15 protein-coding genes and 5 tRNA genes are annotated in these 15,097 nt (G+C 63.6%); 5 read left to right on the top strand and 15 right to left on the bottom strand.

Annotated elements, in window-relative coordinates; translation table 11 throughout:
* Positions 1-43 precede the first annotated feature (43 nt).
* The 5 genes from HD842_RS23195 (at position 44) to HD842_RS23175 (ending at position 4,399) form a co-directional block, all read left to right on the top strand.
* Positions 44-1,015: a diguanylate cyclase domain-containing protein gene (locus tag HD842_RS23195; protein WP_183558287.1), complete on the top strand. Its 972-nt coding sequence runs from the start codon at positions 44-46 to the stop codon at positions 1,013-1,015.
* Positions 1,012-1,782, top strand: coding sequence for a helix-turn-helix domain-containing protein (locus tag HD842_RS23190; protein ID WP_229424896.1), 771 nt, complete (start codon positions 1,012-1,014; stop codon positions 1,780-1,782). Before HD842_RS23195 ends, HD842_RS23190 begins: the two co-directional genes overlap by 4 nt.
* 146 nt (positions 1,783-1,928) lie before the next feature.
* Positions 1,929-2,984 (top strand): NAD(P)-dependent alcohol dehydrogenase, encoded by a 1,056-nt coding sequence (locus tag HD842_RS23185; protein ID WP_183558270.1) that lies wholly within the window; start codon positions 1,929-1,931, stop codon positions 2,982-2,984.
* Positions 2,985-3,046: 62 nt separating this feature from the next.
* Positions 3,047-3,889, top strand: a complete 843-nt coding sequence (locus HD842_RS23180; protein ID WP_183558267.1) for a universal stress protein — start codon at positions 3,047-3,049, stop codon at positions 3,887-3,889.
* A gap of 102 nt (positions 3,890-3,991) precedes the next feature.
* Positions 3,992-4,399: a hemerythrin domain-containing protein gene (locus tag HD842_RS23175; RefSeq protein WP_183558264.1), complete on the top strand. Its 408-nt coding sequence runs from the start codon at positions 3,992-3,994 to the stop codon at positions 4,397-4,399.
* Positions 4,400-4,479: 80 nt separating this feature from the next.
* On the opposite strand, the gene HD842_RS23170 is transcribed toward HD842_RS23175, so the two are convergent.
* The 15 genes from HD842_RS23170 to lepA all read right to left on the bottom strand — a co-directional run bounded on the left by HD842_RS23170 (position 4,480) and on the right by lepA (position 14,955).
* Positions 4,480-4,553 (bottom strand) — tRNA-Cys (locus HD842_RS23170).
* Between the two features lie 76 nt (positions 4,554-4,629).
* A tRNA-Gly gene (locus tag HD842_RS23165) sits at positions 4,630-4,705 on the bottom strand.
* 37 nt (positions 4,706-4,742) lie between these two features.
* A tRNA-Gly gene (locus HD842_RS23160) sits at positions 4,743-4,818 on the bottom strand.
* Between the two features lie 76 nt (positions 4,819-4,894).
* Positions 4,895-4,970, bottom strand: a tRNA-Gly gene (locus HD842_RS23155).
* Positions 4,971-5,037: 67 nt separating this feature from the next.
* Positions 5,038-5,113: transfer RNA gene (locus HD842_RS23150), tRNA-Gly, on the bottom strand.
* Positions 5,114-5,200: 87 nt separating this feature from the next.
* Positions 5,201-5,779: a CDP-diacylglycerol--glycerol-3-phosphate 3-phosphatidyltransferase gene (gene pgsA / locus HD842_RS23145; protein WP_183558261.1), complete on the bottom strand. Its 579-nt coding sequence runs from the start codon at positions 5,777-5,779 to the stop codon at positions 5,201-5,203.
* A 199-nt stretch (positions 5,780-5,978) separates the two neighbouring features.
* Positions 5,979-7,979: an excinuclease ABC subunit UvrC gene (uvrC, locus tag HD842_RS23140; RefSeq protein ID WP_229424895.1), complete on the bottom strand. Its 2,001-nt coding sequence runs from the start codon at positions 7,977-7,979 to the stop codon at positions 5,979-5,981.
* 18 nt (positions 7,980-7,997) lie between these two features.
* Positions 7,998-8,405 carry a holo-ACP synthase gene (gene acpS, locus HD842_RS23135; RefSeq protein ID WP_183558258.1) on the bottom strand — a complete coding sequence of 136 codons (408 nt, stop codon included), beginning with the start codon at positions 8,403-8,405 and terminating at the stop codon, positions 7,998-8,000.
* A complete protein-coding gene (gene pdxJ / locus HD842_RS23130) occupies positions 8,402-9,184 on the bottom strand; it encodes a pyridoxine 5'-phosphate synthase (RefSeq protein WP_183558255.1) in 783 nt (260 codons plus the stop codon). The genes acpS and pdxJ overlap by 4 nt, the downstream gene beginning before the upstream one ends.
* A 16-nt stretch (positions 9,185-9,200) precedes the next feature.
* The gene (gene recO, locus HD842_RS23125) at positions 9,201-10,031 is read right to left on the bottom strand and encodes a DNA repair protein RecO (protein WP_183558252.1); all 831 of its coding nucleotides are present in this window, start codon (positions 10,029-10,031) and stop codon (positions 9,201-9,203) included.
* A 24-nt stretch (positions 10,032-10,055) separates the two neighbouring features.
* On the bottom strand, positions 10,056-10,952 hold the full coding sequence (gene era / locus HD842_RS23120) for a GTPase Era (RefSeq protein ID WP_183558249.1): 897 nt from the start codon (positions 10,950-10,952) through the stop codon (positions 10,056-10,058).
* Positions 10,949-11,767, bottom strand: a complete 819-nt coding sequence (gene rnc, locus HD842_RS23115) for a ribonuclease III (protein ID WP_183558245.1) — start codon at positions 11,765-11,767, stop codon at positions 10,949-10,951. Before rnc ends, era begins: the two co-directional genes overlap by 4 nt.
* A gap of 68 nt (positions 11,768-11,835) precedes the next feature.
* Positions 11,836-12,222 (bottom strand): DUF4845 domain-containing protein, encoded by a 387-nt coding sequence (locus tag HD842_RS23110; RefSeq protein WP_183558242.1) that lies wholly within the window; start codon positions 12,220-12,222, stop codon positions 11,836-11,838.
* Between the two features lie 10 nt (positions 12,223-12,232).
* On the bottom strand, positions 12,233-13,162 hold the full coding sequence (gene lepB, locus HD842_RS23105) for a signal peptidase I (protein WP_183558239.1): 930 nt from the start codon (positions 13,160-13,162) through the stop codon (positions 12,233-12,235).
* Positions 13,162-14,955: a translation elongation factor 4 gene (gene lepA / locus HD842_RS23100; RefSeq protein WP_183558236.1), complete on the bottom strand. Its 1,794-nt coding sequence runs from the start codon at positions 14,953-14,955 to the stop codon at positions 13,162-13,164. Before lepA ends, lepB begins: the two co-directional genes overlap by 1 nt.
* Positions 14,956-15,097: the final 142 nt, after the last annotated feature.

The following is a 15,097-nucleotide window of genomic DNA, read 5'->3' as shown; positions in this document are numbered from 1 at the left end:
TGGGCCTATTGTCAATACATTCAGCACACCACGCCGGAACGTCATGACATCCACGCCAGCCACCCAACCAGCTTGCGTCAGCACTGCCGGGGAACTGGCAGCGTCCGTATTCCACCACAGCCGCGACGCCATCATGATCACGGCCCTGGATGGCGCGATCCTGGCCGTCAACCGCGCATTTTGCACCATCACCGGGTACACCGAAGATGACGTGTGCGGCAAGAATCCGCGCATCCTCAAGTCGGGCGTGCAAGACCAGGCATTCTATGCCCGCATGTGGCAAGCGATCACCAGCCAGGGCTACTGGCAGGGCGAAGCCTGGAACCGGCGCAAGGATGGCACCCTGTTTGCCGAACGCCTGACGATCGTTGCGGTCCCGGGCGCAGACGGCAAGCCGCACCACTACATCGCCATGTTCGCCGATGTGACCAGCGCCAGCATGCAGCGCCGCCGTCTCGAAGAGCGCGCCAACTACGACGCCCTGACCGGCCTGCCCAACCGCGTCCTGCTTGGCGAGCGGCTCGAGCAGCTGCTGGCATGCGCGCGTGAAGCCTCGTCCAGTGTGGCGCTCGCCTTTATCGACCTCGACGGTTTCAAACAGGTCAATGACACCATGGGTCATCCGGCCGGCGACCGCCTGCTGGCCAGCATCGCCCAGAACCTGCGCGCTGCGCTGCGCGGGTCGGACACGCTGGCGCGCTTTGGCGGCGACGAGTTCGTCGCCGCACTGCCCGGCATGCACGACGACGCGCTGCTGGCCGCCCTGCTCGCCCGCGTGGCCGTTGCCGCGCGGGCGCCGATCGTCATCGATGGCAAGGCAATCTGCGTGTCAGCCAGTATCGGCGTCGCCGTGTTTCCACGTGATGGCACCACGCCGGCGCAACTGATTGCCCATGCCGACGCCGCGATGTATGCCGCCAAGCGTGCAGCACGCGGTGGCGCGCGCCCCATCCATGTTTCCGTCGCCACCACGGCAGGCGGAAAGCAATACCACCATGAGGTACTACCACCATGAATGCACCGTTACGCGTATCCCCCGGCCCGGCCCCACCCGGTTTGCTAACAGTCATGAAGGGCCAGTGCGGCGACTGCAACACCGGTGGCCTGTGTCTGTCCACCGGCCTGGACTCGGGCAGCAAGATGCGGTTCGATCGCCTGGTTGGCCAGCATCGCCGCATTGCGGCCGGCGACACACTGTACCGCACCGGCCAGCCACTGCGCAGCCTGTACGCGCTGCGCTGCGGCTTCTTCAAGATCCGCCGGCCCGGTCCTGCGGGCGACCAGATCACGGGCTTCCCGATGGCCGGTGAACTGCTGGGGCTCGAAGCCGTGGGCACGGGCATCCACCAGTCCGACGCCATCGCACTCGAAGACAGCATCGTGTGCGAACTGCCGTTCGCGGCGCTCGAACGCCTGTTCGAGGACATTCCCGGCCTGCATCGCCGCTTTTACCGCTTGATGAGCTGCGAAATCAACCGCGAACAGCATCTGATGCTGTTGCTTGGCCATATGCGGGCGGAGCAGCGGATGGCGACATTCCTGGCCGACATGGGAGCGGCCTACGCGGCGCGCGGCTATTCTCCCGCGCAATTTCAGCTGCGCATGTCGCGTGAAGACATCGGCAGCTATCTTGGCCTGACCATCGAAAGCATCAGCCGCCTGCTGGGCCGTTTTACCAAGCTGGGGCTGATCACGGTCGACAAGCGCGCCGTGGTGCTGACCGATCCACAACGGATTGCCGAGATGGCAAGCGGCTTCTCGCCCTGCAGTCCGATGGTGTGACTGGCCGCAGCGCCATGGCACGCTGACGGTTTTGATGCACGTCATGGATTTGGCAGCCCCTCCCCGTCATCCTTGCGAACAACACGACAGATCGGCACGTCGTTGCCGGCAGCGCGACAGCAAGCACGAAGACACCGGAGGTTGTCATGAACATGATGAACGCAGCAGTCTTTACCGGCCCCGGCCGCATCATCCTGGACCGCAAGCCCGTTCCGCTCGCCGGGCCCGGCGAAGCCGTCATCAAAATCACGTTGACAACGATCTGCGGCACCGACGTCCATATCCTGAAGGGCGAGTATCCCGTCAAGCCGGGCCTGACGATCGGGCACGAGCCGGTTGGCACGATCCACGAACTGGGCCCCGGCGTGACCGGCTACCAGATTGGCCAGCGCGTGGTCGTGGGCGCCATCACGCCGTGTGGCCAGTGCCATACCTGCCTGGACGGGCGCCAGTCACAGTGCGGCGGCCACGCCATCGGCGGCTGGCGCTTCGGCAACACGATCGATGGCTGCCAGGCCGAGTATCTGAAAGTGCCGTTCGCGATGGCCAACCTGGCGCCGATTCCCGACGGCCTGACCGATGAGCAGGTACTGATGTGCCCCGACATCATGAGTACCGGGTTTGGTGGCGCCGAACACGGCGGCATCCGGCTGGGCGATACGGTCGCTATTTTCGCGCAGGGCCCCATCGGCCTGTGCGCCACCGCCGGCGCACGGCTGCGCGGCGCCAGTTGCATCATCGCTGTCGACGCCGTCCCGGAGCGCCTGAAGATGGCCCGGCAGCTGGGGGCCGATCACACCATCGATTACCGCGAAACGGACCCGGTCAGCGAAATCCTGCGGCTGACCGGCGGCCAGGGCGTCGATGTTGCGATCGAGGCGCTCGGCACCCAGCAGACGTTCGAAAATTGCCTGCGCGCCCTCAAGCCGGGCGGCACCTTGTCGAGCCTGGGCGTGTACTCCGGCAAGCTGTCGCTGCCAATCGACGCCTTTGCGGCCGGGCTGGCCGACCAGTCGCTGGTGACCACGCTGTGCCCCGGCGGCAAGGAGCGCATGCGCCGTCTGATGGCCATCGTTGCCTCCGGCCGCCTCGACCTGCAACCGATGATCACACACCGCTTCCGGCTCGAGCAGATCGAAGAAGCGTACGACCTGTTTGCCAACCAGCGCGACGGCGTGCTGAAGGTGGCGATCACGCCCTGACAGGCAGGCATTATTCGGCCCGCCCGACCGTGTTCGCCACGTCACCCACCGAGGGGAAAGCCATGTCCTACCAATCGATTCTCGTCCACGCGTGCCAGCCAGAACTGGCGCAAGCACGCTACCGGCTGGCAGCGGCGATCGCGCTGGCTGAAGGAACGCGCCTGACCGGCATCGCCCTCTCGGGCGCGATCGAATTCATCGTCCGTTGCAGCGCCGCCGCTGGCATTGCGCCCATCGGCCCCGACGACTATAACTTCCTGACCGACAACGCGAAACGCACGCTGACGGACTTCGAGCACGCCGTGCGCGCCGCAGGCGTCATACCGTTACAAAGCAAGCTCAGCGATGAATCAGCCATCCGTGCCTTGCCGCTGGAGGCGCGCTATTGCGATCTGCTGCTGATTGGCCAGGTCACCCACCCTGATGCGATCCTGGCCGACGATTACTCGCTGGCGCGCACTATCCTCATCCATGCTCCCTGCCCGGTGATGGTGGTGCCGTCCACGACCGCGGTCACCAAAGTGCCGGTCCGGCCTTTGATCGCTTGGGACGGCAGCATGGAAGCAAGCCGGGCCGTGCGCGCCGCCCTGCCGCTGCTGCGGCGCGCGGGCAGCGTGACGGCAGTGTGCTTTCACCCGCAGAAATACAGTGGCTCTCAAGTCCAGGCGGGCACCCAGCTTGCCACCTACCTGACCAGTCACGGCATCGACGTCGAGATTCTGACGCCAGCGCCGGCACCAACCGGCACCATCGGCGAGGCGCTGCTCGGGCTGGCCGCAACCGGGGCGCACGACCTGATCGTCATGGGCAACTTCGGCCATTCGCGCTTCCGCGAGCTGGTGCTGGGCGGCGTCACTGAAACCGTGCTGGCCGGTACGGTCGTGCCCGTGCTGACAAGCCACTAGTCACACACGGTCTCCGACAGCAGCACCGGCGTCGCGCTGGTCGCCTGCGACTAGTCGCACCCGAAGACATTCTTCGTGTTCCCACCCGGCCAAGGAGCCATTATGCAAAGCCTCACTGCCGACGAAGCGGCGCACGCGCTCGGTACTGCCCTTCGGCACACGCACACTCAATTGTGCCGCCAAATCGACGCGCTGGCGGCGCAGCCGGAAGCCTCCTTCGCAGCCGGCTGGACCGACCTGGTGGCAGGGACCGAAACGGCCTTCCGGGATGAAGAGCGTGTGATGGAAGAGGTCCGGTATGCCGGACTGGCGGAGCACCGGGCCGAGAATGCCTGCATTCTCAGCGCGCTGCATCACGTGTCGCCGCGCGTCGATGACGGTGACCACGGCATCGGACGTGAGGTCTTGTCGGCACTGGCGGCCATCATCTCGTCGCACCGGTGCGGCGTCAGGATCCGGCCGCTGGCCGCTGTGCAGTTGCGTGGGTATCAGCCGCCGCTCTGTGGCTGAGGTGCTGGGTCGCGAGGATATCGACAGTATCGTCTGCGCAAACGCAAAACGGGCCCTGAAAGGGCCCGTGCGATGCGTTCTGGAGGCGAGGATCGGAGTCGAACCGACCTAGACGGCTTTGCAGGCCGCTGCATAACCGCTTTGCTACCTCGCCAGAGGATTTGATGCGCTCGTGATGCGGGCGGTTATGCACCGCATCGACAAGGGAAGAATAGATCTTCCTGGAATTCTGGAGCGGGAGAAGAGGCTCGAACTCTCGACCTCAACCTTGGCAAGGTTGCGCTCTACCAACTGAGCTACTCCCGCTGGGGGGTACTACATTACTACGCCATTTGCAGGACACTGGAGCGGGAGAAGAGGCTCGAACTCTCGACCTCAACCTTGGCAAGGTTGCGCTCTACCAACTGAGCTACTCCCGCTTAGAGCCATGCAATTACTGATCACATCTACTGCTTTACTACGCCAATGCTACGTTCTGCAACAACCAGCCGAAACTGGAGCGGGAGAAGAGGCTCGAACTCTCGACCTCAACCTTGGCAAGGTTGCGCTCTACCAACTGAGCTACTCCCGCGTACAGAACAACGATTATGACAGGTTTCAGACGTTTTTCCAAGATCGCGTGCCAACTTTGCAATCTTTGGAGCGGGAGAAGAGGCTCGAACTCTCGACCTCAACCTTGGCAAGGTTGCGCTCTACCAACTGAGCTACTCCCGCTTCGTCTTTCAATCTGTCGCGTTGTTGTCGCAACAGGCAGGCATTATAGAGATTCTATTCCGTACGTCAAGGATGCCCGGAAACTAATTAAATCGGGCCCGCTTTTTCCTTGATCAGGGGCCAGGCGCGGCGCAGGTAGTAGAACATCGACCACACGGTCAGCACACCCGCGATCCACAGCAGGTACTCGCCCCAGAAGTGGATATCGATGCCGAACAGGCGGTCGTGGAACAGCAGCATCGGGATCGCCGTCATCTGGGCGGCCGTCTTGATCTTGCCGATCGAGCTGACTGCGACCGAGCGCGTGGCGCCGATCTGGGCCATCCATTCGCGCAGCGCCGAGATCGTGATTTCGCGCCCGATGATGATGCCGGCGATGATCGCGTCAACGCGGTCGAGCTGGACCAGCACGAGCAGCGCCACGGCCACCATCAGCTTGTCGGCGACCGGGTCAAGAAAGGCGCCGAAGGCCGAGGTTTCGTTCCAGCGGCGGGCCAGGAAACCGTCGAACCAGTCGGTGATGGCGGCCACGATGAAGACGGATGTGGCGGCCAGATTACGGTCCGTCATGCTCATCCAGTCAGAGGGAAGATAGAACAATCCGACCACCAGCGGAATCAGGGCGACACGTAACCAGGTCAGGAGAATCGGGATATTTAAAGGCATGGGGGAGCTGATTACCGTGGAAAATGCTTGGCCGTAAGTCTACATGGCTAAGGGGGTTTGGGCCAGTTGACTCGTCGGTAATGTCGACGAACAGCGGACGCTGCGGTGCGTGCAAGCTCAACGGCTGTGGCACGGTGCCGGTTGACACCGGGTGCAGAGATTGGCGGCGCCATGGGGCACCGCAGGTCTCTGCCGATCTTCAGTGCAATTGCCGGTAAATTTCTTCGGCCAGGGCGCTCGAAATGCCCTCGACCGTCATCAGGTCTTCGACACTGGCATCGATGACCCCGCGCAGGCCACCAAAGCGCGCCAGAAGGCGCTGGCGGCGTTTGGCACCGATACCTTCGATCTCTTCCAGGCGCGACGCCTGGCGCGCCTTGGCGCGCTTGGCGCGCATGCCGGTGATGGCGAAGCGGTGCGCCTCGTCGCGGATCAGGGCCACCAGCATCAGCGCCGCCGATTCCTTGCCCAGTTCCTGCGCCGGGCGGCCATCGGCGAAGATCAGGGTTTCCAGGCCCACGCGGCGCCCTTCCCCCTTGGCCACGCCGACGATCATCGACAGGTCCAGCCCCAGCTCGGTAAACACCTGGCGCGCCATCTCGACCTGGCCCTTGCCGCCGTCGACCAGCACGATGTCGGGCATCACGCCGGCGCCGGCCAGCACCTCGGCTGCCACTTTCTCGTAGCGGCGCATCAGCACCTGCCGCATCGCCGCGTAATCGTCGCCCGGCGTGATGCCGTTGATGTTGAAGCGGCGGTACTCGCCGTTCTGCATCGCGTGGTGGTGGAACACGACGCACGACGCCTGCGTCGCCTCGCCCGCCGTGTGGCTGATGTCGAAGCATTCGATCCGCAGTGCGTCGAGATCGTCGGTCTCCAGCCCCAGCGTGTCGGCCAGCGCGCGCGTGCGCAGTTGCTGCGAGCCCTGCTCGGACAGCAGGCGCGCCAGCGCGATCTCGCCGCCCTTCTGCGCCATCTCGAGCCACTGGCGGCGTTGCCCGCCCGGCTGCAGTACTAGGTTGATGCGGTGGCCGCATTGCTCGCTGAGCGCCAGGATCAGCTCGGGCTGGTCGAACTCCACGTTCAGGATCAGCGTGCCCGGGATGAACTGGCCCGCGTAGTGCTGTGCCAGGAACGCGCACAGCACCTCGACGTCGAGCGGGCATTCGCCCAGCGACTCGCCGACATGGCTCGGGAAGTAGGCGCGGTCGCCCAGGTGCCGTCCGCCGCGCACCATCGCCAGGTTGACGCAGGCGCGCCCACCCTGCAGCACGACGGCAATGACGTCGACGTCGGCGTCGCCCACGGTTTCCATGCTCTGCGCGTGCAGCACTTTCGACAGCGCCTGGATCTGGTTGCGCACACCGGCCGCCTGCTCGAACTTCAGGTCCATTGCGTAGGTCTGCATCTTGTTCTGCAGGTCCGCCATGACCTCGCTCTGGCGCCCGCGCAGGAAGCGCGCGGCGTTCTCGACGTCGAGCTTGTACTGCTCCGGCTCGATCAGCTTGACGCACGGCGCGCTGCAGCGGCCGATCTGGTGCAGCAGGCACGGCCGCGTGCGGTTGGCGTACACGCTGTCTTCACAGGTGCGCAGCATGAACACGCGCTGCAGCAGCTGGATCGACTCTTTGGCGGCCCAGGCGCTTGGAAACGGGCCGAAGTACTGGTTGCGCTTGTCGAGCGCGCCGCGGTAATACGCCATGCGCGGCGCCTCGCCGCCCGTAATCTTGATGTACGGGTACGATTTATCGTCGCGAAACAGGATGTTGTAGCGCGGCTTGAGCGACTTGATCAGGTTGTTTTCGAGGATCAGTGCTTCGGCCTCGCTGCTGACGATCGTCGTTTCCAGGCGCGCGATCTGCGACACCATCATCGCGATGCGCGGACTCGACAGGTTCTTCTGGAAATAGCTCGAGACGCGGTTCTTCAGGTTGCGCGCCTTGCCGACGTACAGCACGTTCTCGGCCGCGTCGAAATAACGGTAGACGCCGGGCAGGCCCGGCAGGCGATTGACGGTCGCGAGCACCTGCGCGCGCACGTCGGGCTCGACCTTCGGGCTCAGTTCGCGGTTGGCCTCGGCGCGCGACTGCTCACGCGCCTCCGCCAGGCGTTCGCGCCCCAGGCGCGCCGTCAGTTCGGGCGTGAGTTCGACACCGCTGTCGGTGGACGTGGTGGGTACGACGGGCTTTGCTTCGGACATGAATCTCTTGAAAAGGGGTCAGGCTACTGGCGCAGGGGCCTGGGTGACGATGACGAACGCGACGCCGTAATCGGCTTCGTCGCTGATCGACACCTGGGCGCTGAGCCGGTTCTGCTGCATGAATTCTTCGAGCGCGCCGCTGCAGACGATCATCGGCTTGCCGCTCGGGGCATTGAGCATCTGCATCGAGCGCCAGGTCATCGGCATGCGGATCCCGGTGCCGATGGCTTTCGAGAACGCTTCCTTGGCCGAAAAACGGGTTGCCAAAAAGCGCAGCCCGCGCACCGCGTTCTTGGCGCTGCGGGCGTGATACTTGGCCAGCTCTTCCGGGCCGAGGACTTTTTCGGCAAAGCGTGGGCCGCTGCGTGCCAGCGCTGCTTCCACGCGCGAAATCTGGACGATGTCGGTGCCGATGCCGTAGATCATGCCGGCTCGGTCCCGCTCGTATAGGCCGTGCCCAGGCGCGCCGCGACCATGATCGCCTTCATCTCGCGCACGGCGTTTTCGAAGCCCACAAACAAGGCGTGGCCGACGATGGCATGGCCGATGTTCAGCTCATGCAGGTCCTTGATGGCGGCGATCGGCTGGACGTTGGTGTAGTGCAGGCCGTGGCCGGCATTCACGCGCAGGCCGCGCTGGACGCCTTCACGCGCGCCCAGGCGGATGCGTTCGAGCTCGTGCGCGACTTCGTCCGGCGTGGCCTCGGCGTAGCGGCCCGTGTGCAGCTCGATCACGGTGGCGCCGACGGCGGCCGCAGCTTCGATCTGGCGCGCGTCGGCATCGATGAACAGCGAGACGCGGATGCCCTCGTCCTTCAGCTGCTTCACCGCCGCCTCGACCTCGTTGTAGTAGCGCACGACATCAAGGCCACCTTCGGTCGTGACTTCTTCGCGCCGCTCGGGCACCAGGCACACGTCCTGCGGCTTGACGCGACAGGCGAAGTCGATCATCTCGCGCGTGACGGCCGCTTCCAGGTTCATGCGGGTGGCCAGCAGCGGGCGCAGCGCGATGACGTCGGCGTCGCGGATGTGGCGGCGGTCTTCACGCAGGTGCAGCGTGATCAGGTCGGCGCCGGCCTGCTCGGCCAGCAGCGCGCCGCGCAGCGGATCGGGATAAGTCGTGCCGCGTGCATTGCGCACGGTGGCGATGTGGTCGATGTTCACGCCCAGGTCGATCACCTGGCCAACGGGTTGCAGGAAGCTCATGGTGTTTGCTCTTGTTTTACAGTTGCATCAAGTCGATCAGGATCTGGCGCGTGTTGAGCGGCTGGCCGCCCAGGTGGTGCGCCAGCAGGAAGCGCATCAATTGCTTGCTCTGCGCCTGCGTGGCCGGGTCAGTATAGTCTTCGCGCTCCATGTCCAGCAGTGTCTTGCCCAGCACCACTGGCCAGACTTCGCCGGCACCAGCCTCGCGGGCGCCGCGTTCGGGGTCCACCACATAGTCACCGCCCACCTCCACCCGGCTGCGCGTGGTCGTGCAGCGACTCAGGTCGGCAGCAACCCCTGTCTCCTTAAGTAAGGCCCGTTCGAATTTTCGCAAGACAATTTGCGCAGGTTCGCCGTGCGCCAACTGGTTCAAGGTCGAGACATAGTGATCGAACAGGGCCGGATGGCGGTCGTCCCGCGCCAGCAGCTTGACGAGGAGTTCGTTGAGGTAGAAGCCGCACAGCAGCGCAGTGCGCTCCAGCGGGAGCATGCCGCCGACCCATTCGGCGTCGATCAGCGTGCGCAGTTCGGATTTGCCGCTCCACGACACGGACAGCGGCTGGAAGGTTTGCAGCACGCCCCGCAGCTTGGAGAACGGGCGCTTGGCGCCCTTGGCCACGACACCCACGCGACCATGATCGCGCGTGAACATGTCGATGATCAGGCTGGTTTCTTTGTAGGGATAGCTGTGCAGCACGAAGCCGGGCTGGCCGATGACACGGCCATCACGCGCCGAGGTCCTGGAAGATGCGTTGGCCGATGCACTGCCCGACGCGCGGGTCCGCTTGGCGGGCGGTGGCGCCGCCTGCTCGGGCGCGTCGTCGATCAGGTCATCGTGGCTCGGCATGCTGTGTGGGCGCGCTCCGGGAACTTACTCGTAACCGTAGGCGCGCAGGCCCATTTCGTTGTCGGCCCAGCCCGATTTGACCTTGACCCAGATTTCCAGGTACACGGGGCCGCCGAACAGTTTTTCCATATCGAGGCGCGACTGCGTCGAGATTTCTTTCAGGCGCGCACCCTTGTTACCGATGATCATCGATTTATGGGTGTCGCGCTCGACCAGGATGGCGGCGAACACGCGGCGCAGATTGCCCTCTTGCAGGAACTGCTCGATCAGCACGGTGCTGGTGTACGGCAATTCGTCGCCCGACAGGCGGAACACTTTTTCGCGAACGATCTCGGCGGCAAGGAACTTTTCGCTGCGGTCGGTGATGTCGTCCGGACCGAACACGGGCGCATTCTGCGGCAGGTGGTTCTTGATCTCGTTTTCCAGCGCATCGGTCTGGAAGCGCAGCTTGGCCGAGACCGGCACGACAGCGGCAAATTCACGCATCGCGGCGATCTTTTGCGCGAACGGCATCAACACGGCCTTGTCCTTGACGTGGTCGGACTTGTTCAGCACCAGGATCACCGGCACGTTCTTTGGCAACAGTTCCAGCACTTGCTGGTCGGCCGGACCGAACGTGCCCGCCTCGAGCAGGTACAGCACGACGTCGGCCGAGATCAGCGTGTTCGAGACGGTCTTGTTGAGCGTCTTGTTCAGCGCATTGGCATGCCGGGTCTGGAAGCCCGGGGTGTCGACGTAGATGAACTGGGCGTCGTCGCGGGTCTGGATGCCGGTGATGCGGTGGCGGGTGGTCTGCGCCTTGCGCGACGTGATCGACACCTTGGCGCCGATCAGGACGTTCATCAGCGTCGACTTGCCGACGTTTGGACGGCCAACGATGGCGATATAGCCGCAGCGGAAATTGTCGGGGATGGCGTTCATGCTTTTTTGCTTCCTGGTTGTTCTGGCTTTGCCGCAGCCGGCGCCAAGGATTGGTCTGGGGCGCCGCCCTGATTGGTGGCGATGCCGGCCAGCTTGAGCTGGGCCGTGCGCGGCTTGGCCTTGCGGCTGACGGGCGACTTGGCCAGCGCCTTCTGGGCGGCGCCCAGGGCCAGGCTGGCCGCAGCCTGCTCGGCGGCGCGGCGGCTGCCACCGCGCCCGAACACTTGCACACTCAATTTGGGCACCAGGCATTCGACTTCGAATTCCTGGCTGTGCGCAGCGCCGTGCGTGGCCACCACATTATACGTCGGCAGCGCGATCCGCTTGGCCTGCAAAAATTCCTGCAGCAGCGTCTTGGCGTCCTTGCCCAGCGTGCCGGGGTCGACCGTATCGAGCAGCGGAATGTAAAAGGCACGGATCACGTCGCGCGCGCTGTCGAACCCGGCATCGAGGAAGATCGCGCCCAGCAGGGCTTCGAGCGTGTCGGCCAGGATCGAGGGGCGACGGAAGCCACCCGATTTCAGTTCACCCTCACCCAGGCGCAGGAACTGCGACAGGTCGAGCTTCTGGGCGATTTCGAACAGCGCCTGCTGCTTGACGAGATTGGCGCGCAGGCGCGACAGGTCGCCCTCGTCCAGGCCGCGATAGCGCTCGTACAGGATCGAGGCGACGACGCAGTTCAGGATCGAGTCGCCCAGAAATTCGAGGCGCTCGTTATGCAGCGCGCTATGGCTACGGTGGGTCAGGGCTTGCTGAAGCAGCCCGGCATCCCGGAATGTATAGCCCAAGCGCGTCTGCAATAACTGATGATTCATTGTCGGTGTCGTGTGCGTGGCCGGCGCCAGGCGCCCTGCCACGAAGTCCATATGGCGTGAAAGTACGGTTACGGTGCGGCGGTGCTGGCCTCGGCGACGATGCCGCTCGGGTCCGTGGTGCCGGAAAAATCGATGAGGATGCTGACGTTGCCGGCCAGTGGCAGGCGTTTTTCGTAGGCGAAGCTGATCTCGAGGTCGCCATCGTCGCGTGTGAAGACCAGGTCGGTGCCGCGGATGGCTTCGACGTCGTTGATGCTGGTATTGCGATCGAACGCTGCCTGCATCGCCCGCACGGTTCCGCCTTCGGCCTTGGTCTTGACGATCGCGGTCTTGATCGCGTTGTACTCGATATAGGCCGGAATCATGCGCATCGCAAAGACCAGCACGAGGCCGATCACGGCAAGGGCCACGATCAGGCCGGTCAAGGTGACGCCCTGCTGTTTGCTCCGGACCATACGCACCTCTTTAATGAATGCCGCCAACGCGCTTGAAGTTGCCAAAGTTCATCCAGACGACGAATGCCTTGCCCACGATATTACGGTCCGGCACGAAGCCCCAGTAGCGGCTGTCGGCGCTGTTGTCGCGGTTATCGCCCATCATGAAATACTGGCCAGCCGGCACGACGCAGGTGAATTTGTCTTCCGTATAGTCGCAGGCTTCGCGCAGCGGGAACTGCTCGACGCTGGGGAAGTCAAAGTTGCGGCGATCGGCCGTGTTCAGGATGCGGTGTTGCGTAAAGCCGCCCGGGCTCGGCAGTTTTTCTTCGAGCTGCTTGTGGTAGACCGGATGCTGGTCGTCCAGGTAATCGTCCAGCGGCGTGTACTCGACGGCCTTGCCATTGACGGTCAGGCGCTTGTCTTCGTAGGTGATGGTATCACCAGGCACGCCGACGACGCGCTTGATGTAATCCTGGCTCATGTCCTTCGGATATTTAAACACCATCACGTCGCCCCGCTGCGGGTCATTGATCTGGATAATTTTTTTGTTGATGATCGGCAGGCGGATACCGTAGGTGTACTTGTTCACCAGGATAAAGTCGCCCACCAGCAGCGTCGGCACCATCGACGACGACGGGATCTTGAACGGCTCCCACAAGAACGAACGCAGGATGAACACCATGGCAATCACCGGGAAGAAGCTGCCCGAGTACTCGACCCAGGTCGGCTGGCGCACGTGCGCCGCTTCGATCGCGGCGCGGTTGCCATTGTGGTCGACCTTGATGCCCTCGGCCACCAGCTTGGCGTTGCGCGCATCGTATTCGCGCAGCGCGGCATCGGCGGCGCGCCGGCGTTGCTTTGCCAACACAAACCGGTCCAGGCACCAGATGATGCCCGTGATGACCATCAGCACGAACAGGATCAGGGCGAAATTGCTCAACACGGGTTGCAGGTTCATTATTTGTCTTCCACCTGGAGGATCGCCAGGAACGCTTCTTGTGGAATCTCCACCGAACCGACCTGCTTCATGCGCTTCTTACCTGCCTTTTGTTTCTCGAGCAGTTTCTTTTTACGGGAAATGTCGCCGCCGTAGCACTTGGCCAGCACGTTCTTGCGCAGCGCTTTCACGTTTTCGCGCGAAATGATCGTTGCGCCAATGGCGGCCTGGATCGCCACGTCGAACATCTGGCGCGGAATCAGTTCGCGCATCTTCGCAGCCACCTGGCGGCCACGGTATGGCGCGTTGGCGCGGTGCACGATGATCGCCAGCGCATCGACCTTCTCGCTGTTGATTAGCATATCGACCTTGACGACGTCGGCGGCGCGGTTTTCCTTGAACTCGTAATCCATCGACGCGTAACCGCGCGAGGTCGACTTCAGGCGATCGAAGAAGTCCAGCACGATCTCGGCCATCGGGATTTCGTAGTGCAGTTTCACCTGGCGACCGTGGTAGGCCATGTCCATCTGGATGCCGCGCTTGCCGTTACACAGCGTCATGACGGCGCCCACGTATTCTTGCGGCATGTACAGATTGACGTCGACGATCGGCTCGCGCACTTCGTTGATTTTTGACGGTTCCGGCATCTTCGATGGATTGTCGACGCGGATCATGGTGCCGTCGCGCATTTCGACTTCGTACACGACGGTCGGGGCTGTCGTGATCAGGTCCATGTCGAATTCGCGCTCGAGGCGTTCCTGCACGATTTCCATGTGCAACAGGCCCAGGAAGCCGCAGCGGAAGCCGAAGCCCAGCGCCTGCGAGACTTCTGGTTCGTACATCAGGGCCGCATCGTTCAGCTTGAGCTTTTCCAGCGAATCGCGCAGCGCATCGTACTGGTTGGCCTCGACCGGGAACAGGCCGGCGAACACTTGCGGCTGGACTTCCTTGAAGCCCGGCAGCGGTTCAGCGGCCGGCTTGTTGGCCAGGGTCACCGTATCGCCGACCTTCGCGGCGGTCAGTTCCTTGATGCCGGCGATGATGAAGCCCACCTGGCCGGCCGACAGCGACGGCAGCGACACCGAGCGTGGCGTGAACACGCCGATGCTTTCGACCAGGTTCACCGAACCGGTCGCCATCAAGAGAATCTTGTCTTTCGGGCGCAGCGTGCCGTTGATCACGCGCACCAGCATCACGACGCCGACGTACGGGTCGTACCACGAGTCGACGATCAGCGCCTGCAGCGGCGCATCAGCATCGCCTTTTGGTGGCGGCACGCGGGCGATCAGCGTTTCCAGCACGTCTTCGATGCCCAGACCCGTCTTGGCCGAGCACATCGTCGCGTCGCTGGCGTCGATGCCGATGACGTCTTCGATTTCCTTGCGCGCGTTGTCCGGGTCGGCGTGCGGCAAGTCGATCTTGTTCAGGATCGGCACCACTTCGACACCCAGGTCGAGTGCGGTGTAGCAGTTGGCGACCGTCTGGGCTTCCACGCCCTGCGACGCGTCGACCACCAGCAGCGCGCCTTCGCAGGCGGACAGCGAGCGGCTCACTTCGTACGAGAAGTCGACGTGGCCCGGGGTGTCGATCAGGTTCAGGTTATAGACCTGGCCATCGCGCGCCTTGTAATGCAGGGCCGCGGTCTGGGCCTTGATGGTGATGCCGCGCTCGCGTTCCAGGTCCATCGAATCGAGCACCTGGGCATCCATTTCACGGTCCGACAAGCCGCCGCACAGCTGAATGATGCGGTCAGCCAGGGTCGATTTACCGTGGTCGATGTGGGCGATGATGGAGAAGTTACGTATGTTGTTCATTAACAGAGCTCAAAACCAAATAGACCGCGAATGCGGCGGATACGACTGAATCAGGGTGCACGTGCCGCGCGCGGCAAACAGAAAAAGCGCCGCGCCGGGGCCGTGCCGGTCCCCAGGCGAGCGCCATGGCAAAGCAAACAAT

It is taken from the genome of Massilia aurea (assembly GCF_014200505.1).
GTDB classification, from domain to species: domain Bacteria; phylum Pseudomonadota; class Gammaproteobacteria; order Burkholderiales; family Burkholderiaceae_D; genus Telluria; species Telluria aurea_B.
Note: the sequence above shows the minus strand (reverse complement) of the source record. Positions and strands in the feature narration are given on the sequence as shown.

Coding starts and splice junctions, on each gene's coding strand:
- HD842_RS23195 (WP_183558287.1), top strand. CDS start 44: ATGACATCCACGCCAGCCACCCAACCAGCTTGCGTCAGCACTGCCGGG.
- HD842_RS23190 (WP_229424896.1), top strand. CDS start 1,012: ATGAATGCACCGTTACGCGTATCCCCCGGCCCGGCCCCACCCGGTTTG.
- HD842_RS23185 (WP_183558270.1), top strand. CDS start 1,929: ATGAACATGATGAACGCAGCAGTCTTTACCGGCCCCGGCCGCATCATC.
- HD842_RS23180 (WP_183558267.1), top strand. CDS start 3,047: ATGTCCTACCAATCGATTCTCGTCCACGCGTGCCAGCCAGAACTGGCG.
- HD842_RS23175 (WP_183558264.1), top strand. CDS start 3,992: ATGCAAAGCCTCACTGCCGACGAAGCGGCGCACGCGCTCGGTACTGCC.
- pgsA (WP_183558261.1), bottom strand. CDS start 5,779: ATGCCTTTAAATATCCCGATTCTCCTGACCTGGTTACGTGTCGCCCTG.
- uvrC (WP_229424895.1), bottom strand. CDS start 7,979: ATGTCCGAAGCAAAGCCCGTCGTACCCACCACGTCCACCGACAGCGGT.
- acpS (WP_183558258.1), bottom strand. CDS start 8,405: ATGATCTACGGCATCGGCACCGACATCGTCCAGATTTCGCGCGTGGAA.
- pdxJ (WP_183558255.1), bottom strand. CDS start 9,184: ATGAGCTTCCTGCAACCCGTTGGCCAGGTGATCGACCTGGGCGTGAAC.
- recO (WP_183558252.1), bottom strand. CDS start 10,031: ATGCCGAGCCACGATGACCTGATCGACGACGCGCCCGAGCAGGCGGCG.
- era (WP_183558249.1), bottom strand. CDS start 10,952: ATGAACGCCATCCCCGACAATTTCCGCTGCGGCTATATCGCCATCGTT.
- rnc (WP_183558245.1), bottom strand. CDS start 11,767: ATGAATCATCAGTTATTGCAGACGCGCTTGGGCTATACATTCCGGGAT.
- HD842_RS23110 (WP_183558242.1), bottom strand. CDS start 12,222: ATGGTCCGGAGCAAACAGCAGGGCGTCACCTTGACCGGCCTGATCGTG.
- lepB (WP_183558239.1), bottom strand. CDS start 13,162: ATGAACCTGCAACCCGTGTTGAGCAATTTCGCCCTGATCCTGTTCGTG.
- lepA (WP_183558236.1), bottom strand. CDS start 14,955: ATGAACAACATACGTAACTTCTCCATCATCGCCCACATCGACCACGGT.